Source organism: Pseudonocardia sp. P1 (assembly GCF_000178675.2).
Classification (GTDB): domain Bacteria; phylum Actinomycetota; class Actinomycetes; order Mycobacteriales; family Pseudonocardiaceae; genus Pseudonocardia.
Genome location: NZ_ADUJ02000001.1, coordinates 3,856,000 through 3,875,178 on the forward strand (window position 1 = coordinate 3,856,000; position 19,179 = coordinate 3,875,178).

The following is a 19,179-nucleotide window of genomic DNA, read 5'->3' on the forward strand; positions in this document are numbered from 1 at the left end:
GATCACGCCGGTCCGATGGTGAGAATGCCCGCATGCGCATCGGACTCGTCGGGGCCGGGCCGTGGGCCCGCACCGTGCACGCACCCGCGATCGCCGGGCACCGGCGGTGGACACCCGCCGGGGTGTGGGCCCGGCGCCCGGAGGCCGCGGCGGAGGTCGCGGCGATCACCGGCGGGCCGGTGCACGCGACGTTCGACGACCTGGTCGACGCGTGCGACGCCGTCGCGTTCGCCGTCCCGCCGCAGGCCCAGGGCGAGCTGGTGCCCGTCGCCGCGGCCGCGGGACGGCATCTCGTGCTGGAGAAACCCCTCGCCGCGGACCTGGCGGCCGCCGAGCGGGCCGCCACCGCGATCGCCGACGCCGGTGTCTGTTCCGCGACCGTGCTGACGCTGCGGTTCGACCCGGCGATCCGCGCCTGGCTCGATGCGGTCCCCGAGGGCCCGCACGGTCCGGGGACGGTCGGGACGGCGCGCTGGCTGTCCGGGGCGCTGCTCGGCGGGCCGTTCGCGTCGTCGCAGTGGCGGGCCGAGCACGGCGCGCTGCTCGACGTCGGGCCGCACGTGATCGACCTGCTCGACGCGGCACTCGGCCCGGTCACCGGCGTCGAGCAGGCCCGGCGGGACGAGCCGGACCTGTGGCGGATCGGGCTGCAGCACTCCGGTGGCGCCCGCAGTTCGCTCGTCCTGTCGCTGCGCACGCCGGTCGAGCCGACCGACTTCGAGATCGCGATCACCGGAGGTCTCGGCCCGGACGGCCGGGGCCGGACAGCGCTCGACTCCCGCCCGGCCGACGCTGTCGCCTGCTACGCGAGCCTGCTCGACGACCTCGCCGACGCGGTCGAGGCCGGGGACCCGCGGCTGCCCGTCGACGCCGCCCGCGCCCTGCACCTGCAGCGGATCGTCGACGAGATCGTGCGGGCCGCCGGCTGATCAGTTCCGGTCGGTCCGGGCGGTCCCGTTCCGCGGGGTCGGCTCGCCACCGCTCTCCCGTGCGGCGAGCTCCTCGTGGAGGCGTTGCAGCAGGTCCTGCTCGGTCGGACTGAGCCGCTCCGCGAGCGCACCGGCCGCGGCGGGCTCCGGCGCGGGACGCGGCTGGGGGCTCGGTCGCGGATCGTCGTCGGCGGGCGCCCCGCCGGCCGGGGCGTCGGGGCCCTCGGTCAGGAGCAGGTGCCGGGGGCGGTGCGATCCGTCCGTACCGCCGGTCGACGGCGGCACGGCGGGCGCCTGCACGATCGGCGTCCCGGGCGGCGGGGTCGGGGCGTCGATCTCGGCGCCCTCCGCGGCCGGGGCCGGCCGCGGGTCGGTGCCCGTCTCGGCGGGGGCCGTCTCTCCGACCCAGGCGCCGGAGGCCCAGTCCCGCATCCAGGCGTCCTCGTCGGCCGCGGGGACGGGTGCCGGCCGGCCGTTCGACCGGGGCCGCAGCGGCGCGACGGCGCCGTTCGACGGTGCCGGGCCCGGGGCCGCCCGGCCGATCGGTGGGGCCGGGGCGGCGACCGGCTCCTGCGCGACCGGCTCCTGCGGAGCCGGCGGATGCGGCGCCGGGGCCTGCGGGACTCCCGTCCGGAGGGCCGGCTCCGGCTGAGCCGGTGGCGGCGGCGCTGCGGGCGACTGCGGAAGGGGTGCCGGGGGGACCGGCGGCACGGGTGCCGGAGCGGGTGCCGGCGCCGGCCGGGCGGTCGGGCCGGCATCCGCCGGGTCGTCCGGGGTGGCGCCGTCCGGCGCGACCGTCCCGCCGGACGGGCCGGCGTCGGACCGGTCGCCGGTGCCGCCCGGTCCGGTGCCGGCCGGGCGTGCCGGGAGCGCCACGGGCGCACCGTTCACCCGAGATCCGTCCCGGTGTCCCGACGACTCCGGCTGCGGGGGTACGTCGTCCCGGTCGTCCGTGGTGGTCGCGGCCGCGAATGCGGTCACGGGACCGGTGGCAGGGGACCCGGAGACCGGCGTGGGCGTCCCGTCGTCGGGGACGTCGTCCGGTGCCGCGCGGTGTGCGGGTGGGTCCGCGGTGGTGTCCCCGGGCCCCGTGCCGTGGTCCGCACCGGACGGGGCGGCGGGCTCCTGGTGGTCGTCGGCGTCGGCGTCGGCGTCGTCGAACCAGTCGCCGGACGTCGCCTCCCGCAGCGCGCGGATCGGCGGCGACGGCCGCGGTGCCGGGTGCAGCGGCTCGTCGGCCGCCGCGGGCTCGGGCGGCGGGGAGGTGACCGGGCGGTGCTCCTCCGGGGGTGGAGGGGTGTGGCCGGTGTCGAAGGTGCCCGCGCCGGGTGGGGTCCCGGTGCCGGACGGGAGGTCGCCGGTGGTGTCGATCCGGCCGGCCGGGCCGGTGCGTCCGCCCGGGGCGGCGTCGTCGACCGGGACGGCCGGGGTGTCGGCCCGGCCGCGGGGGAACCCGCCCGTGCCCCGGCGGGGACCGGGACCGCCGTACCCGGAGCTCGCGTCGTGATCGGCACCGGCGAGATCGTCGGTGAACTCGGCGGCATGCCTGCCGGCCAGGTCGTCGGCCAGATCGTCGGCGGGATGGTCGGCCACGTCGTCGTCCGACCTGTTGTCGGCCGGGACGGCGGCGGGCGTGGCGAAGGGACCGTCCTCGGCGTCCTCGACGGACCGGCCGGGTCGTCGACGGACGAGCCCGTCCGTCATGGACGGAACCGGCGGAAGGGACGGAGTGGACGGAGCGACCGGTCCGGGGCGATCGGCCACGTCCTCGGACGCGGACGCGATCGCCGGGCCGGCCACCGACTCGGCCTCCGACCCGGCCACCGGCTCGGCCACCGCCTCGGACGCCGGCTCGGCCGTCGCCACGGTGGCGGCGCCGGATCCACCGGCCACCACCGGAGCGGGCCCGTCCGGGACCGGACCCGGCCCGGCGTGCACCGGCACGGCCACCTCACGGGCGGCCCGGTGGTAGGGCGTGTCCGGGTCGCCGTCGCCGCGCACCTCGACCGAGGCCGCGATCCCGGCCCCGGCCAGCGCCGACTGTGCCCGGTAGGTCAGCACCTCGGCGGACCCGTCGCCGTGGGTGCGGCCCAGCAGCACGGGATGCGGGAGCGGCCCGGGCGCCGACCCGGCCGGGGTGACCCGCCACGCCAGCATCCAGCCGTCGTCGGGGGCGGTGACCCCCGCGAGGGCCCGGGCGATCTCGTCGGTGGGGCCGTCGCCGGTGAACCGGTGCGGGGTGTCCGCTCCCGGTCCGCCGCGGGGCAGGAACCGGTCGGCGTCCGGCTGGATGCGCCGGGTGCCGGCCTCGGCGACCAGCTCGCGGCGCACCGCGGACGGCAGCACCACCCGCCCGGCGACCAGCTCGGCCACCAGCAGTTCCAGCGCGTGGCCCTCCTCGCCGACGGTGACGAGCTCCCGCCCGGTGGCCAGCAGGTCGTCGTCCACCCGGCCGGCCAGCTCGAGCAGCAGCCGGTACGTGGGGTCGGACATGGGGCCTCCTTCGCGGGCGGGCCGTGAGCGCGGACGGACCGCGGGCGGTCGGCTCAGCCGGTGGGCACCGGCGGCCGGTTCCACAGCGACGTGGCGGCCGCACACGCCGCCTCGTGGTACGGGCTCGGGGGCCGGTCGCCGGCCCACACCTCGACCTTCGGGACGCGCTCGCCGTGCACCCGCAGCAGCCGCTGCAGACCGGCGGTCAGCAGGTGCGGCCGTTCCGCACCACGGACCAGGACGACCCGGGCGCCGTCGCCGCGGACGGCGAGCAGCAGCTCGCGGGCGTCGTCGCGGAGCACCGACAGGGCCGACCATGCGGCCAGGTCCGGCTCACCCGGACCGAACGACGGCGGCACCGGCTCCGCCCCGGCCAGCACCGCACCGACCAGCCGGTGCGACGCCGAGCCGGACGGGACGACCGCGGACAGCAGCTCGCGCTCGTCGTCGGTCAGGCCGATCCGGTGCCGCAGCAGGGTCCGCGGGAGGACGGCGCCGATCGCCTCGTCGTCGCCGGCGGCGACCCAGTCACGCAGCCGCCACAGCAGCTCGTCGGGCACCCGGCCGGCGAGCCGCAGGAGCAGCTCGTGCGCGGCCGGCGCGGCGGCGACGGTGGTCATGGCCTCAGCCGACCTCGACGAGCAGTTCCACCTCGACCGGCACGTCCAGCGGCAGGACCGCCACGCCGACCGCGGACCGGGCGTGCGCGCCGGACTCGCCGAACACCTCGCCGAGCAGGTCGGAGGCGCCGTTGACCACACCGGGCTGCCCGGTGAAGGACGGGTCCGATGCGACGAACCCGACCACCTTCACGACGCCGGTGACGGAGTCCAGCCCGACCAGGGCGTCGACGGCGGCGAGCGCGTTCAGCGTGCAGATCCGGGCCAGGTCGTAGGCCTGCTCGGCCGACACCTCGGCGCCGACCTTGCCGGTCGCCGCGACCACGCCGTCCACGAACGGCACCTGGCCCGCGGTGAACACGAGGTTCCCGCTGCGCCGGGCCGGGATGTAGGCACCGGCCGGCGCCGCGACCGGGGGCAGGGCGTGCCCCAGGTCCTTCAGGCGGGCGAGTGCACTCACTGCTGCACCGGCCGCTTGAAGAACGCGACGAGCTGCTCGGCGTTGGCGCCCGCCGTCACCGTGACCAGCTCCCAACCGTCCTGGCCGAAGTTGTCCAGGATCGCCTTGGTGTTGTGGATCAGCAGGGGGGCGGTCAGGTATTCCCACTTCACGACCGGGGAGCTCATGCGCGGACTCTAACCCGTCCGGACCGCGCCGGGCCGCCCCGGACGGCGGATGGCCGTCCCGCTGCGACGGACGTCCGTGTGGCGGCCCAACGGGGCGCGCGTGTGGGGCCCGCCTCGCCACCGGGCCGCTCGCGCGCCCACTCCGTACGCTTGATCGCGTGACGTCGACCGTCCACCCCGAATCCACGGCCCGCCCCGCGCCCTGGCCCGACGAGCTGGCGCACGCGCGGCTGCACGTCGTCTCCGGCAAGGGCGGCACCGGCAAGACCACGGTGGCGGCTGCCCTGGCGCTCGCACTGGCCACCGGCGGGAAGCGGGTGCTGCTGGTCGAGGTCGAGGGCCGGCAGGGCATCGCCCAGGTCTTCGACACCGCCCCGCTGCCCTACGAGGAACGCCGCATCGCGGTCGCCGCGGGCGGTGGCGAGGTGCGTGCGCTGGCCGTCGACACCGAGGCCGCGCTGCTCGAGTACTTCGAGATGTTCTACCGGCTCGGGATGGCAGGCCGGACGCTGCGCCGGATGGGCGCCATCGAGTTCGCGACGACGCTGGCCCCCGGCCTGCGGGACGTCCTGCTCACCGGCAAGGCGAAGGAGTGCGTCACCCGCACCGAGGCCGACGGGCGGCCCGCCTACGACGCCGTCGTCCTCGACGCGCCGCCGACCGGTCGCCTGGTGACGTTCCTCGACGTCACCAAGGCGATGGCCGACCTCGCCAAGGTCGGCCCGATCCACGGTCAGGCCAAGGGCGTCGACCAGCTGATCCACTCCCCGCTCACCGCGGTGCACCTGGTCACGCTGCTGTCCGACCTGCCCGTCACCGAGACCCTCGACACCGTCGCCGAGCTGGACCGGGCCGGTATCCCGCTCGGCTCCGTCGTGGTGAACCGGATGCGGGAGCAGTGGCTGCCGGACCGGTCGGTCACCGCCGCCGCCGGGGGCCGGGTCGACGCCGGCCGGATCCGCAACGGCCTGCAGAGCGCCGGGATCGAGCTGGCGCCCGACGAGATCGACGGGCTGGTCGCCGAGACCGTCGAGCACGCCGTCGCCGTCGCGGGGGAGACCGCGGCACTGCGCCGGCTGGACACCGAACCCGACCCGCCGCTGCCCCGGCTGACGCTGCCCGCCCTGCTCGGCGGCGTCGACCTGGGGTCGCTCTACGAGCTGGCGGAGTCGATGACCGCACAGGGCGTGCACCTGGAGGCCCGGCGATGAGCGAGCTGGAGATCGACGCGCTGATCGACGACCCGGACACCCGTGTCGTCGTGTGCTGCGGGTCGGGCGGCGTGGGCAAGACGACGACGTCGGCGGCACTGGCGCTCCGCGCGGCCGAGCGGGGCCGTCAGGTCGTGGTCCTCACCATCGACCCCGCCCGCCGGCTGGCGCAGGCGCTCGGGCTCGACGAGCTCTCCAACGACCCGGCGCCCGTCCCGGTGGCGACCGGCGAGCTCGCGGCGATGATGCTGGACATGCGCCGCACCTTCGACGAGATGGTGCAGGGGCACGCGCCGCCCGAGAAGGCGCAGAAGATCATCGAGAACCCCTTCTACCAGGTCGTCTCCTCGTCGTTCTCCGGCACGCAGGAGTACATGGCGATGGAGAAGCTGGGCCAGCTCGTCGCCGCCGGGACGTGGGACCTGGTCGTCGTCGACACGCCGCCGTCGCGCTCGGCGCTCGACTTCCTCGACGCGCCGCAGCGCATGTCCCGGTTCCTGGACGGCCGGATGATCAAGCTGCTCGCGGCACCGGCGAAGGCCGGCGGGCGGGGTCTGCGCCGGATCGTCGAGGCCGGGTTCGGGCTGTTCGCCAAGGCTGTCGGGACGATCATCGGCGGGCAGATGCTGCAGGACGCGTCGGCGTTCGTGCAGGCCTTCGACACCCTGTTCGGGGGGTTCGCCGAGCGTGCCGACAAGACCTACGCGCTGCTGCGCTCGCCGGGGACGGCGTTCCTCGTCGTCGCCGCGCCGGAGCCGGACGCGCTGCGGGAGGCCGCGTATTTCACCGACCGGCTGTCGTCGGAGGGCATGCCGCTCGCCGGTCTGGTGCTGAACCGGACCCACCCGGTGCTCGCGCCGGTGTCGGCGGCGCGCTCCCGGGCCGCCGCCGAGCAGGTCGGCGGGCCCGGCTCGCAGATCGCGGCGGCCGTGCTGCGGCTGCACGCCGACCGGGCGGACCTGCACGAGCGGGAGGAGCACCTGCTCACCCGGTTCTCGGCCGCGCACCCGTCGGTGCCGGTCGTGCGGGTGCCGTCGCTGGCCGGGGACATCGCCGACCTGGACGGGTTGCGGCGGGTCGGTGGCCTGCTGGCCGGGGAGGCCCCGGCGGGGACCGCCGCGACCGGGAGCTGACCCGGGTCAGGGCATCTCGAAGAAGATCATCGGGTTCCGGGTCGTCCCCCGGGCCCCGGTGATCCCCACCTCCGCGCGCACCGCGTCGAGCTCCCGCAGGTTCTCCCGCGCCGCGGCCCGCGCGGCGGTGAACCAGCCGGTGTCGCGCTCGCGCAGCCAGTGCAGGACCTCGGCGCCCTCGGTGAAGGGACGGGCCCACCGCAGGTGGAAGACGTCGTGCACGCTCGCCGGGGTGCCCGGCGCGATCCGCGGGAACAGGTTCTCCAGGTACCAGCGGCCGAACCGGCGCCCGTGGTCGGCGTCGACGAACAGGTAGCCGGTGTCGTCCGGCAGCTCGCCGACGGTGTCCCGCAGGTCTCCCTGGTGGAACGTCCAGCGGTCGCCGGCCAGCGCGGGCGGCACGGTGCGGCGCACGTGGTCGACGAGGTCGAACGAGTGCAGGTGCCCGTGGTCGTTGTCCTGCAGCGCGGACAGGATCCAGGTGGTCGACCAGCCGAAGAACGTGCCGATCTCCACCACGTGCGACGGCCGGTGGTGCCGCAGCAGCAGGTAGGTCAGCTCGGCCTCGACGTCGTCGAGCTGCGGGGTCACCGACGGCGATTCCGCGAGGAACGCCCGCTGCCGGGTGATCACGGCCGACAGGTCGCCGGCGTGGGCCCGGTACAGATCGGACAGGAACCCGAGCCGTTCGGTGGTCTGCACGGGACGACCGTAGCGAGCAGCCGATCATGCCCCGCGTGTGCGTCCGGAGTAGTGGTCGCTGCGCGCCCGGCCGAGCAGCCCCGCCCAGTCGGCGACGTCCGGACGCCTGCGCAGCACCGCCCGCCGCTCCCGCTCGGTCATCCCGCCCCACACCCCGAACTCGACCTGCTGGTCGAGGGCGTGGGCCAGGCACTCGGTGCGGACCGGGCAGGAGTGACAGAACCCGCGGGCCTCGCGCTGGCGGGCGCCGGTGACGAAGAGGTCCTCGGCGTCCCCGGTCCGGCATCGCGCGGCGACCCGCCAGTTCCAGACCGGACCGGCCGGGCGCCGTCCCGCGGGGCGCAGCCGGGGCCTGCCGGCGCGGCGGGCGTCGATCGGGGTGACGTTCTGCTCGGTCATCGTCGGCACCTCGGCGGGTACGGGCGGGCGCCTGCGGGGCCCGCGGTGGACTCCCGTCGATTCTCGGAAACGGAGGGTGCACGGGGCAGCGCGCAAAACTACGCAACCCGGGGGACGCCGACCTGACGGATTCCTGACCTCCGGCGCCGTAGGGTTGGTCCTCGTGAGGTTCCCCCGCCGCCTGCTCCGCCCGCTCGGCGTCCTCGCGGGCCTGTGCGTCCTGCTCGGTGTGGTCACTGCGGGAATGGCGTTCCCGCTGGCCGGCGGCATCGGCGTGCTGTCCAACGCGGCCGGGGACAGCGTCACGTCCAGTTCGGTGGACCTGGTGAACAACCCGGCCCCGCTGACGACGACCGTCACCGACTCCGAGGGCCGCCCGCTCGCGTACCTCTTCGACCAGAACCGCACCGAGGTCGGGAACGAGCAGATCTCGCCGGCCATGAAGGCGGCGACGCTGGCGATCGAGGACCGCCGGTTCTACGACCACCAGGGCGTGGACTGGCAGGGCACGTTGCGCGCGGTCGTGGCGAACTCGACCTCGGGCGACGTCGTGCAGGGTGCCTCGACGCTGACCCAGCAGTACGTGAAGAACTACATGCTCTACGTGGACGCCCGGACCGAGGCGGAGCGGCTGAAGGCGACCGAGCAGACGGCGGCCCGGAAGCTGAAGGAGGCCCGGGTCGCGCTGCAGCTGGAGCGCCAGCTGTCCAAGGACGACATCCTCAACCGCTACCTCAACATCGTCTTCTACGGGAACGGCTCCTACGGGGTCGCGGCCGGCGCGCGGACGTACTTCAACACCACACCGGACAAGCTGACGGTCCCGCAGGCGGCGATGCTCGCCGGGATGGTCCAGTCGACCACCCGGTTCGACCCGGTCCGGAACCCGGACACCGCGCTCCAGCGGCGCAACCTGGTCATCGAGCAGATGCGCCAGCAGGGGATGATCGACGACGCCCAGGCGAAGCAGGCAACGGCCTCGCCGCTCGGCGTCGCGAACCCGCTGGTCCGGGTGCCGAACGGCTGCAACGGTGCCGGTGACATGGGCTTCTTCTGCAAGTACGTCGTCCAGTACCTCACCGAGGCCGGCTTCTCCGAGGAGCAGATCACCCGGGGCGGCTACACGATCAAGACCACCCTGGACCGGCGCGCCATGACGGAGGTCAAGCGCTCGCTGGACAAGGAGGTCGCCCCGGACACCCCGAACGTCGCCAACGTGATGTCGCTGGTGCAGCCCGGCCAGGACCAGCACCGCGTGCTGGCGATGGGATCGAGCCGGACGTTCGGGCTGGACGCCGACGCCGAGGAGACCAGCTACGGCCTGCCGTACCAGCCGGTCAACCTGGGTGCCGGATCGACGTACAAGATGTTCACGGCGGCCACGGCCCTGGAGAAGGGCCTCGGCATCAACTACTCGATGCAGGTGCCGCCGTCGGGCTACGCGTCGCCGATCTACGTCGACGGCAGCGGGCGCCCGATCCCGGTCGGCAACGCCAGCGAGGGACTGCCCCCGCGGATGAGCATGACCGACGCGCTGGCGCAGTCGCCGAACACCGCGTTCATCAAGCTGGAGGAGTTCACCGGCGTCCCGGACGTCGTGGACATGGCGGTCCGGCTGGGGATGAAGTCGCTGGCGACGACGCCGTTCGTCGACCCCGGCAGCGGCGAGCGCACCGACCGCTCGATCGCCGAGGTGATCAAGGAACAGAAGCTGGCGTCGTTCACGCTCGGCGTGACGCCGACGTCGGTGCTGGAGCTGGCGAACGTCGGCGCCACCCTGTTCTCGCAGGGCAAGTGGTGCCCGCCGACGCCGATCGACACGATCACCGACGCGAACGGCGAGAACGTGCCGATCACCGAGGAGCCGTGCCAGCAGGCCGTCGATCCCGCCCTGGCCAACACTTTGGTGACGGGGATGAGCAAGGACGACATCAGCGGCACCTCGGCCGCGGCCGCCCGCGCGGCGGGCTGGAACCGGCCGATGGCGGGCAAGACCGGGACGACCCAGCAGCACAAGTCGGCGGCGTTCATGGGCGCGGTGCCGGAGATGGCCGGCGCGGTCATCACCTTCGACAACTCGAACTCGCCGCGACCGCTGTGCGACGGCGGCGGCGCCCCGTTCGCCTGCGGCAACGGCAACATCTTCGGTGGCAAGACGCCCGCCCGGACCTGGTACGGCGCCGTGACGCCGCTCCTGGCGGGGACACCGCCGACGCCGTTGCCCCCGACCGACCCGCGCTACCTCGACGGCGGGGCCGAGTCGCGGATCCCGGACGTCGTCGGGCGGTCGATCGACGGGGCCCGGGGCGAGCTGGAGGGCCAGGGCTGGCAGGTCACGAGCCGCACCGTGGACAACCGGGCTCCGGAGGGGACCGTCGTCGGGCAGGAGCCGCGGGGCGCGGCGTTGCCGGGCGAACAGGTCACCCTGCAGGTCAGCAGCGGCAGCGTGCCGGCGCCGCCTCCGCCGCCGGGCCGGCCGAGCGGGCCGCCGCCCCCGAACGAGGGGCAGCCGCCGAACGGCGACCCGAACGGCGGCGACGGTGGCGGTGAGGGCGGCCCGCCGCCCGACGGCGGCTGACCCCGGATCCGGGCGGTCCGGTCCGTCACCCGGCCGGGGTGTGCCGGGCCGTGTCCGGTGTCGTACCGAGACGAATGCGCTGGTCCGGGCCTAGCATGCGGGCATGGCCGTGCGGTGGAGGAGCAGGCGTACCGCGCCCGGCCCCGCCGACGACGGGCGCTGGGGCGTGGCGCGGCTCGTCGCGGAACGGGAGGCGTCCCGGCTCGCCCGGGAGCGCGCCGGGACGGCGGTGCCGGAGGCCGTGGCCCCCGAGGGGGGAGCGGATGCGGCAGAGCCCGGAACCGCCGGAGAGCCGGCGGAGACCGCGGAACCGGAGGAGACCGGGACGGGCACCGCGGGGTCCGGGGCGACCGCCCGGGACCCCGTCCCCGGCCCGCGTCGCCCGGCGGGCCCGCCCGATCCCCCGCCGTCCCGGACACCGTCCCCGCCCGCACCCCGCCGCGCCCCGGCCGGCCCGGTCCCGGGACTCCCCGCCCCGCGGCGCCCGCGCCCGTCCACGAGCAGGATCGACGGCCCGGTGTACCGGCCGCCCGCGGTCTCCGCGCGTCCCCCGGTGGACCTGGACCCCGGCCTGATCGGCTTCTCCCGGCTCACCCGTGGCCGCACCGGCGCGCGGGTGTTCACGCTGTTCTTCGTGGCCGTCTTCCTGGTGATCCTCGTCCAGACGCTGTCGACGATCGTCTGAGGCCGTCGCTCCCGTCCGAGGGATGTCGGACCGCCCGACTACCCTGGGACCCGGACGGGCCGTCCGGTGCACGCCGTCCGGCCGGGCACGTCAGGAGGTGAGCCGCGATCGCGTCCCCCGAGTCGCCGCAGCCGGCCCCCACCGCACACCGCGTGTCGTCGGTGCTGGCGATCCCCGCGTTCCGCCGCCTCTGGTCGGTCACGATCCTGACCTCGACCGGCGAGTGGATGTCGCTGCTCGCGCTCACGTCGCTCGCGACCCACCTCACCGCGCAGGCCGGGTACACGGCGCAGAGCTTCGCGCTCGGCGGCGTCGTCGCGACGAAGCTGGTCCCGTCGCTGCTGTTCGGGCCGCTCGCCGGCGTGCTCGCCGACCGCTTCGACCGGCGCAAGGTGATGGTCACCTGTGACCTGCTGAAGTTCGCGCTGCTGGCGTCGATCCCGTTCGTCGGGTCGCTGTGGTGGCTGCTGCTGGTCACCCTGCTCATCGAGCTGTGCACGATGTTCTGGATCCCCGCGAAGGACGCCGCGGTCCCGAACCTCCTGCGCCGCCCCGACCAGATGGAGGCGGCCGCGCAGCTGGGGCTGATCGTGACCTACGGGGTCGCGGTCGTCGGCGGTGCCGGGCTGTTCGCGCTGGTCAGCAAGGTCGCCCCGCTGATCGACGCGGACCCGGTGGCGGCCGTCCACGTCGCGCTGTTCGTCAACTCGTTCGCCTTCCTGATCTCGGCGCTGGTCGTGTTCTTCCGGGTCCGGGAGATCTCCGGGCGGCCGTCCGCCGCGGACCGCCGCGCTGCGCCGCCGTCGATGCTGTTCCTGCTGCGCGACGGGTTCCGCTTCGTCGTCGACACCCCGCTGGTCCGCGGGCTGGTGATCGGCATCGTCGGCGCCTTCACCGCGGGCGGCGCCGTGATCGCGACCGCGAAGCTCTACGCGGCCAGCCTCGGCGGTGGCGACGCCGCGTACTCGGTGCTGTTCGTCGCCGTCTTCGGCGGGCTCGCGATCGGCATGGGGATCGGGCCGCGGCTGGCCCGTCGCCTGCCGCACAACCGGCTGTTCGGCACCGCGATCGTCGCGGCCGGGGCGTCGCTGGTCGTCGTCGCCGTCGCGGTGCACCTGTTCATGGCGATCGCCGCGGTGATGCTCGTCGGGGGGTTCGCCGGGATCGCCTTCCTCACCGGCCTCACGATCATCGGCACCCAGGTCGCCGACGCGGTCCGCGGCCGGATCAACGCCTTCGTCCAGTCCCTGGTGCGGCTGGTGCTGCTCGGGTCGATGTCGCTCGTACCGATCGTGGTCGGGGTCGTCGCGACCCGGACGGTCGAGATCGGTGGCGCCGCGTTCGTCGTCGACGGCACGCGGTTCGTGCTGGCGGGCGGCGGGATCGTCGCCGCGGTCGTCGGCACCGTCGCCTACCGGCAGATGGACGACCGCGGGTTCGAGCCGCTGGTCCGGGACCTGGTCGCGGCCCTGCGGTCCGGCGACCGGCGGACCGGGACGGGGCTGCTCGTCGCCGTCGAGGGTGCGACGCCCGAGGAGACGGTCACCCAGGCCCGCCGGCTCGCCGCCGCGTTGCGCGAGCGCGGGCACCGGGTCGTCGATCCCGGCCCCGGCGAGCACGACGCGACGCGCTGGGCCGCCGCGACCCGCGAGGCCGATCTCGAGGGACTGCGCGCCCGGGCGCTCGCGGCCGCGGCCGTCCGGGCGGACCTGGTGGAGCGCGTCGTCCGGCCGGCGCTCGACGGGGGCGCCGTCGTCGTCGTGGACCGGTTCATGGCCAGCCCGCTGGCCCGGTTCGGCGTCGCGGCCGAGCAGATCGGCACCGGCCCGGACGACGGCGAGCTCGAGGACCTGGCGCGCTGGGCCACCGGTGGGCTGCGCCCGGACGTCTCGGTGCTGCTGGACCGCGCGCCCGAGACCGGGCCGGAGCCCGGTGTGGCGGGTGCCGAGCACGCCCGCGTGCAGCGCCTGCTCGCGAGGACGGTGACCGCGCACGGACCGCAGCGCTCGGTCGTCGTCGACGCCGCGGGCACCGAGGACGACGTGGCCGCCCGCGTCCTCGACGGGGTGCTGCCGTTGCTGCCGGAGGCGGGGATCACGGAGGGGGCGCCGTGAGCGTCTGGGCCGACGTCGTGGGCCAGCCCGCCGCCGTCGCCGAGCTGGGTGCGGCGGCCGCCGACCCGTCGGCGATGACGCACGCCTGGCTGTTCACCGGCCCGCCCGGGTCCGGCCGGTCGAACGCGGCGCGGGCGTTCGCGGCCGCCCTGCAGTGCCCCTACGACGGCTGCGGCGAGTGCGCGGCCTGCCGGACGACGCTGGCCGGGACCCACTCCGACGTGCGGGAGATCAACCCCGAGGGCCTGTCGATCAAGGTCGACGAGATGCGGGCCCTGGTCCAGCTCGCGGCCCGCCGCCCGGCCACCGGCACCTGGCAGATCGTGATCATCGCCGACGCCGACCGGCTCACCGAGGGCGCGTCGAACGCGCTGCTCAAGGCGGTCGAGGAACCGGCTCCCGAGACGGTGTGGCTGCTCTGCGCGCCGTCCGACCACCCCGAGGACGTGCCGGTCACGATCCGCTCCCGCTGCCGCCCGGTGCAGCTGCGCAGCCCGTCCGCCGAGGCGGTCGCGGGCGTCCTGCGGGACCGCGACGGGATCGAGCCCGAGCAGGCGCAGTGGGCGGCGTCGGTGTGCGGCGGTCACGTCGGCCGGGCCCGCCGCCTCGCCCGCGACCCCCAGGCCAGGTCCCGGCGGGAGGAGATCCTCGCCGTGCCGACCCGGCTGCGGCGGCTGGGCGACGCGTTCTTCCACGCCGACGTGCTGATCCGGTCGGCCGAGGGCGAGGCCGAGGAGCTGCGGGCCTCGCGCGACGAGGCCGAGCGGGAGGAGCTCGCCGTCGCGATGGGCGCCGGCGGCACCGGGAAGGGCGCCGCGTCGGCCGCCCGGTCGGCGAAGGCCGCGGAGCGCGACCTGGAGAAGCGGCAGAAGAGCCGGGCCACCCGGACGCAGCGCGACGCCCTCGACCGGGCGCTGGTGGACCTCGCCGGGTTCTACCGGGACGCGATCGTGGCCGCGTCCGGCGCGCAGGTCCCGCTGGCGAACCCCGACCGCGACCGCGAGATCCGTGTCGCGGCCGCCGAGTGGGGGCCGGAGTCGTCGCTGCGCAGGCTGGAGGCGGTGCTGGCCTGCCGGGACGCGCTCGAGCAGAACGTGAAACCGCGGATCGCGGTCGAGGCGATGATGACGGCCCTGCACCGTGGCTGACCGCGACGACCGGCCGCTCGTCCTGACCGCCCTGCTCGACGAGCCCAGCCGGCGTCACCTCGACGACCTGCGGGCCCGGCACTTCCCGCCGGAGCGCAACCACCTCGCCGCGCACCTGACGCTGTTCCACGCGCTGCCCGCCGACACGGCCACCGCCGTGACCGACGACGTCGCCGCCGCCGCGCAGCGGGAGCCCGTCACCGCCCGGGTGTCCGGTCTGCGCCTGCTCGGCCGCGGTGTCGCGTACACGGTGGACAGTCCGGAGCTGCTCGCCCTGCGGCGCGACCTGGCGTCGCGCTGGGCGGAGCGGCTGACCCGGCAGGACGCCGGGAAGTCCGATCTCCACGTGACCGTCCAGAACAAGGTCGATCCGGCCGTCGCCCGCGCGCTGCACGACGACCTCGCCGCCGGGTTCGTCCCGTGGGAGGCGACGGTCACCGGGCTCGCGCTGTGGCGCTACGACGGGGGCCCCTGGGAGCCGGGACCGCGGTTCGCGTTCGGCCGGTGACCGTCCGCGGGCGCCGGTGGGTGCTGCACGAGGGGCTCGGGGCGATCGCTACACTGGGTCCGCACCACGCCGCCTTAGCTCAGACGGCCAGAGCGACGCACTCGTAATGCGTAGGTCGCGGGTTCGATTCCCGCAGGCGGCTCCACGAAGCCCCTGGTAGCCCAGCTACCGGGGGCTCTTTGCTGTTCGGGGTCGAGTCGCTACGTACCCCTGACGTACCCCTCGCCCGTCGAGAGGGGAGGGCGGGCGCCGCTGGATGGCGGTTACAGAGCGTGACGATTGGCGTAACTTTCCGTGCATGATCAACTGCTGCCGGAGGCTCCGAGCCCTGTTTCGCCGGGGCCGTCACCGCAGCCGTAGGCGCCGGGGCGGGCACGGGCGCGCCTGGCCTTGGTGACCCACCTACTTGTCTGGCGAGACCTTCTTCGCGATCTTCCGGCGCAGTCCGGCGAGTTTGGGCTCCGCTGCGGAGGCAGGCTCAACCGCCTCGGGGTTTGCGGCGAGCCACTTCCGCTCAGCCTCCTCGTAGTCGTGCAGGTCCTCTGCATAGATCTCGTTGAGGAGTTCATAGTGCTTGTTGAGCGCAACGCAGGCCTGTCGAAAGCGGTCGGGTCTCGCCGGCACCTCGGTCTCTCGAATGACAGCGACGCTCACCTCGGCGATGTGCTCTTCAACGGCAGTGCGGATCGCGCTGACGCTTGCGTAGAAGTGGCCGTTGACAACCAGATCGCTGGCGTTCATCAGCAGCTCACGAGCGGTTGCGACGCGCTTCCGCGCCTCGTCCGGTAGGTGCAACTCCTCGACGCGCAACTCTTTGTCGAGTTGAAGGCATTCGTTCTGCCTGGCTGCGAACTGGTCTTCGTGTTCGCCCTTGCGGTCTCGTTCTAGGACCGTCAGGTCAGCGAATCTTCCGATCTTGACTCGACACGCCTCGGCGGCGGCGCACTCGCGAGTACGCTCGTTCTTCCGGGACTCGGCTCGGATGCTCCTGATGTGTTGCGCCCTTGCCGTCAGGGTGGTGGCGAGGGCACCGACGATCGCGCCGACGAGGGCGGCGCCCGCTGAGATCAGCGCCGTCAGCAGCTGGGGATCCACTTCGTCTCCCTCGATCGAGTTCCGAGGGAGGCTATCGCGACCTCCTAGCCGTCCCGTACACGACAGAACCCCGCCGACCTCGGAAGTACCCGAGGGGCGGGGTTCTGCGTTCGGTAGGGGCCGAACTAGTCGGTGGCGCGGTCGTCGACCCAGTTGGGGACCGTCTTGCCCTGGGCCACCAAGAGCCGGGCGAGCTGGCGGTACATGGCGGGGTGGTACCGCTGGGAGTCCGGGTTGTTGTTGACGTAGGTGTGGAGGAGCCCGCGCGCGTCGGGGTCGTCGCTCGTGATGTGGATGTTGCCGTCGTCGGCCGCCCACAGCGAAACGCCGCTGAGCTTGATCGACTTGTTCCCGGGCTTGGTTGTGGCCATTCATACCTCCGGTGGAACGGTGCGAAGAGGTTAGCTCACGTTGCGACGCCGCGAGGCCAGGTCGACGACGTTCGAGGCCTCCCGAGGGGCCGGGGCCGGGGCGTCCGGCAGCTGCATCGAGTTGGTGGCCTCGCCGGGGAGCCAGTGGGCGTAGGTGCGCAGGGTCGTCGTGTAGTCGGCGTGGCCCAGCCACTCACTGACCTCGCGGTAGTCGTGCCCGGCGTCGAGCGCGAGCGTGGCGAAGGTGTGCCGCAGGTCGTGCAGGCGGACGCCCTTCACGCCCGGAGCCGACGCGGGCAGCCCCGCCGCCCGCAGCGCGGGCTTCAGCACGTTCTTGTAGAACAGGCTCGGCTCAACCGGCTGAGTCCAGTCCGGGGTGCCGGTCGGCCGGGTGCGGTCGGTCTGGCGCCCGTGCGTGTGGCCGCCACGTAGGCGCCCCGGCCAGAGCGGAGCGTCGAGCTCACCGGCCCGGGGGTGCGTCACCGTCAGGTACGTCCGCAGCCGCCCGGCCAACTCCGCCGGCAGGGGCACCCGGCGCGTCGACTTGGCGGACTTGGGGGTGTCCTCGTGCCAGGCTCCGCCGACCCGCTGACGGGTGCGCTGGACTCGGACGTAGGCGCCTCCGGGCGCCGGGTCAGTAGGCGAGGAGGAGGGCGGGGGCAGCTCCAGGTCCCCCACGTTCAGCCCGGCGAACTCCGCCGCCCGCACGCCCGAGTACGCCAGGAACAACACCATCAGCGCGTCCAGCTCGGTGCGGGTGGCGTTGGTGACCGCGCTGAGCTGCTCGCGGGACAGCGGGCGGTGTTCGAACCCGGCCGCGTACCGGGTGGAGCGAGTACCGGCCTTGCGCCGTAGCTCGGCGGGGTTGGTGCTCAGGGTGCCGTTGTCTACGGCGATCTCCAACACCCGCCGGAAGGTGTCGTAGGCGGCCTTGACCGTGGCGGGGGCGAGGCCTCGTGCGATCAGCTCCGAGCGGAACTCCGCGGCCTCGGGCTTGGTGATACCGCCGACCGGCCGCCCGGCGAAGGTGGGCAACACGTACCGCCGCAGCACGGCTGCGCGGTCGTCTGCGGTGCGCTGCTTGAGGTCGCCCAGGGCTACCGCGTCCCGCGCCTCCCGTACCCACATCGCCGCGAACGTGCCGAACGGCTCCTGTCGAGCCTCCCGGCCAACTACGGCGCCCGTGGCGGCGCGCTGGTTCTCGATCTCGCGTCGGCGCTCCTTGGCAGCCTCGTACGTGGGGTACGTCTCCGACCGGCTGCGCTGCTGTCCGATGGGCTGCCCGGTAGTGGGGTCGAGTACGCGCTCCTTGTAGCGGATCTTGTAGGTGGTGACGGGGCGTCCGTCGCGGCGGGCCTTGTGCTCAACCTTCTGGATGTTCACTGCTGCTCCTGCAGAGAGGGGAGGGGCGGGGCCTCGGTGCTCTGGTAGATGCGCCGGACGGTGGACTCCTGCCAGGTCAGCCGCCCCGTAGGCGACAACACCTCGTCGGCCTCCAGCGCCCGGGCAATAGCGCGGAAGGACTCGCCCGCCTCCCGCATCTGCACGATCCGGCGACGCGTGCCCGTCTCCACCAGGGGCGGGCGACCCAAGCGCGTACCGCGCTTGCGGGCGGAGGCCAACGCCTCCTTGGTGCGGATGCCGATCATCTCGCGCTCCAGCTCCGCGAACACCGCCATCGTCTGGGCCAGGGCGCGGCCTTGCGGGGTGGAGAGGTCCATCCCCATGTCCAGCACGATCAGGTTCCAGCCCTGTCGGCGGGCGAGCTCCATAATGTCGGCGGCGTGCAGGACCGACCGCGCCAACCGGTCCAGCTTGGACACGACGAGCGCGTCGGCCTGGCCGGTGGCGAGGAGGTCCAGCGCGCGCTGGAGCTGGGGGTTGATGCGCTTGCCGGAGGCGCCCTCGTCAACGGCCCACTCCAGCTCCCAGCCCTTGCGCTCGGCTTCGGTCGCGATGGCGTCGCGCTGGGCTCCGAGCCCGTGGCCCGACCGGGTCTGCTCCTCGGTACTGACCCGGACGTAGCCGACCACGTGCAGGGTCCTCGCTGTGCCGCTCGTGGGCTGCTTCGCCTTCCCGGTCGCCCGGCGAGGGGTCGCCTTGCGCGCAGCGTTAGCGCGGCTCACGACTGCACCCCGGCGAGCTGCTCGCACTCCCGGCAGCCCGCTTCCGGGTGACCGCAGTTGGCGCAGCAACCCGCGCGGCTGGCGTCGCAGGTTGCTGCGGTAGCTCCGCAGTCGCAGGAGCCGTAGGTGATGTCCTCGTGGTCGAGGTGGCTCGGGCTGGCGTCGTCCACCCGGCGCTTGAAGGTCGAGCCCGGCAGGTAGCGGCGGGCGGGCGAGCCCTCGAACTCCACCCGCACCGCCGTACCCGGGAACCCGCTCACGCGGACGACCTCCACGAGCATCACCACGAACCAGCCCAGGCCCAGCCGCTCGATGAGGTCGCCGGGGGCGAGGTCCTCGACTCGGGCGATCTCGGTGGCGAAGTCGTTCATGTGTCCTCCTGGGTAGGTCGCGGCGTAAACGGACAATTCCGCTTTACGCCGCGAACCGTACGCCAGACC

The 19,179-nt window shown here is 74.5% G+C and carries 19 protein-coding genes and 1 tRNA gene; 9 read left to right on the forward strand and 11 right to left on the reverse strand.

The features are described from left to right. Nucleotides 1-32 precede the first annotated feature (32 nt). On the forward strand, nucleotides 33-929 hold the full coding sequence (locus PP1_RS17665) for a Gfo/Idh/MocA family protein (protein ID WP_010227952.1): 897 nt from the start codon (nucleotides 33-35) through the stop codon (nucleotides 927-929). Here the strand turns inward: PP1_RS17665 and PP1_RS17670 are convergent, their stop codons facing one another. The 4 genes from PP1_RS17670 to PP1_RS17685 are packed head-to-tail and all read right to left on the reverse strand — an operon-like array spanning nucleotide 930 to nucleotide 4,669. Then, nucleotides 930-3,422, reverse strand: coding sequence for a hypothetical protein (locus tag PP1_RS17670; RefSeq protein WP_075314838.1), 2,493 nt, complete (start codon nucleotides 3,420-3,422; stop codon nucleotides 930-932). It abuts the gene before it with no gap. Between the two features lie 53 nt (nucleotides 3,423-3,475). After that, the gene (locus PP1_RS17675; RefSeq protein ID WP_010241687.1) at nucleotides 3,476-4,042 is read right to left on the reverse strand and encodes a hypothetical protein; all 567 of its coding nucleotides are present in this window, start codon (nucleotides 4,040-4,042) and stop codon (nucleotides 3,476-3,478) included. A 4-nt stretch (nucleotides 4,043-4,046) separates the two neighbouring features. After that, a complete protein-coding gene (locus PP1_RS17680; RefSeq protein WP_010241688.1) occupies nucleotides 4,047-4,502 on the reverse strand; it encodes a RidA family protein in 456 nt (151 codons plus the stop codon). Further along, nucleotides 4,499-4,669, reverse strand: coding sequence for a DUF4177 domain-containing protein (locus PP1_RS17685; protein ID WP_010241690.1), 171 nt, complete (start codon nucleotides 4,667-4,669; stop codon nucleotides 4,499-4,501). The genes PP1_RS17680 and PP1_RS17685 overlap by 4 nt, the downstream gene beginning before the upstream one ends. A gap of 158 nt (nucleotides 4,670-4,827) precedes the next feature. Between PP1_RS17685 and PP1_RS17690 the strand changes: the two genes are divergently transcribed. Both PP1_RS17690 and PP1_RS17695 read left to right on the forward strand, forming a co-directional pair. Then, nucleotides 4,828-5,880 carry an ArsA-related P-loop ATPase gene (locus tag PP1_RS17690; protein WP_010241691.1) on the forward strand — a complete coding sequence of 351 codons (1,053 nt, stop codon included), beginning with the start codon at nucleotides 4,828-4,830 and terminating at the stop codon, nucleotides 5,878-5,880. Next, nucleotides 5,877-7,013 carry an ArsA family ATPase gene (locus tag PP1_RS17695; RefSeq protein ID WP_010241693.1) on the forward strand — a complete coding sequence of 379 codons (1,137 nt, stop codon included), beginning with the start codon at nucleotides 5,877-5,879 and terminating at the stop codon, nucleotides 7,011-7,013. The genes PP1_RS17690 and PP1_RS17695 overlap by 4 nt, the downstream gene beginning before the upstream one ends. A gap of 6 nt (nucleotides 7,014-7,019) precedes the next feature. Here PP1_RS17695 and PP1_RS17700 read toward each other — a convergent pair whose 3' ends face one another. Next, on the reverse strand, nucleotides 7,020-7,715 hold the full coding sequence (locus PP1_RS17700) for a class I SAM-dependent methyltransferase (RefSeq protein WP_010241695.1): 696 nt from the start codon (nucleotides 7,713-7,715) through the stop codon (nucleotides 7,020-7,022). 24 nt (nucleotides 7,716-7,739) lie between these two features. Beyond that, a complete protein-coding gene (locus tag PP1_RS17705; RefSeq protein WP_010241696.1) occupies nucleotides 7,740-8,114 on the reverse strand; it encodes a WhiB family transcriptional regulator in 375 nt (124 codons plus the stop codon). A 163-nt stretch (nucleotides 8,115-8,277) separates the two neighbouring features. Between PP1_RS17705 and PP1_RS17710 the strand changes: the two genes are divergently transcribed. The 6 genes from PP1_RS17710 to PP1_RS17735 all read left to right on the forward strand — a co-directional run bounded on the left by PP1_RS17710 (nucleotide 8,278) and on the right by PP1_RS17735 (nucleotide 15,292). After that, nucleotides 8,278-10,692, forward strand: coding sequence for a penicillin-binding protein (locus PP1_RS17710; RefSeq protein WP_060574527.1), 2,415 nt, complete (start codon nucleotides 8,278-8,280; stop codon nucleotides 10,690-10,692). A gap of 103 nt (nucleotides 10,693-10,795) precedes the next feature. Further along, nucleotides 10,796-11,377, forward strand: coding sequence for a hypothetical protein (locus PP1_RS17715; RefSeq protein ID WP_139316931.1), 582 nt, complete (start codon nucleotides 10,796-10,798; stop codon nucleotides 11,375-11,377). Nucleotides 11,378-11,529: 152 nt separating this feature from the next. Continuing rightward, nucleotides 11,530-13,491: a bifunctional MFS transporter/dTMP kinase gene (locus PP1_RS17720; protein ID WP_075314837.1), complete on the forward strand. Its 1,962-nt coding sequence runs from the start codon at nucleotides 11,530-11,532 to the stop codon at nucleotides 13,489-13,491. After that, nucleotides 13,488-14,639 (forward strand): DNA polymerase III subunit delta', encoded by a 1,152-nt coding sequence (locus PP1_RS17725; protein ID WP_010225396.1) that lies wholly within the window; start codon nucleotides 13,488-13,490, stop codon nucleotides 14,637-14,639. Before PP1_RS17720 ends, PP1_RS17725 begins: the two co-directional genes overlap by 4 nt. Beyond that, complete coding sequence (locus PP1_RS17730; protein ID WP_010225394.1) at nucleotides 14,632-15,147, forward strand: 2'-5' RNA ligase family protein; 516 nt, start codon at nucleotides 14,632-14,634, stop codon at nucleotides 15,145-15,147. Before PP1_RS17725 ends, PP1_RS17730 begins: the two co-directional genes overlap by 8 nt. A gap of 68 nt (nucleotides 15,148-15,215) precedes the next feature. Beyond that, nucleotides 15,216-15,292, forward strand: a tRNA-Thr gene (locus tag PP1_RS17735). A 257-nt stretch (nucleotides 15,293-15,549) separates the two neighbouring features. On the opposite strand, the gene PP1_RS17740 is transcribed toward PP1_RS17735, so the two are convergent. The 5 genes from PP1_RS17740 to PP1_RS17760 form a co-directional block, all read right to left on the reverse strand. Next, nucleotides 15,550-16,242 (reverse strand): hypothetical protein, encoded by a 693-nt coding sequence (locus PP1_RS17740; protein ID WP_010225391.1) that lies wholly within the window; start codon nucleotides 16,240-16,242, stop codon nucleotides 15,550-15,552. Between the two features lie 125 nt (nucleotides 16,243-16,367). Then, nucleotides 16,368-16,613 carry a hypothetical protein gene (locus tag PP1_RS17745; RefSeq protein WP_010225388.1) on the reverse strand — a complete coding sequence of 82 codons (246 nt, stop codon included), beginning with the start codon at nucleotides 16,611-16,613 and terminating at the stop codon, nucleotides 16,368-16,370. A gap of 30 nt (nucleotides 16,614-16,643) precedes the next feature. Continuing rightward, nucleotides 16,644-17,996 carry a tyrosine-type recombinase/integrase gene (locus PP1_RS17750; protein ID WP_010225386.1) on the reverse strand — a complete coding sequence of 451 codons (1,353 nt, stop codon included), beginning with the start codon at nucleotides 17,994-17,996 and terminating at the stop codon, nucleotides 16,644-16,646. Next, nucleotides 17,993-18,646 (reverse strand): recombinase family protein, encoded by a 654-nt coding sequence (locus PP1_RS17755; protein ID WP_010225384.1) that lies wholly within the window; start codon nucleotides 18,644-18,646, stop codon nucleotides 17,993-17,995. Before PP1_RS17755 ends, PP1_RS17750 begins: the two co-directional genes overlap by 4 nt. Before the next feature lie 89 nt (nucleotides 18,647-18,735). Next, entirely contained in the window at nucleotides 18,736-19,110 is a 375-nt protein-coding gene (locus PP1_RS17760) for a hypothetical protein (RefSeq protein WP_010225382.1), read from the reverse strand. Between the last annotated feature and the right edge of the window lie 69 nt (nucleotides 19,111-19,179).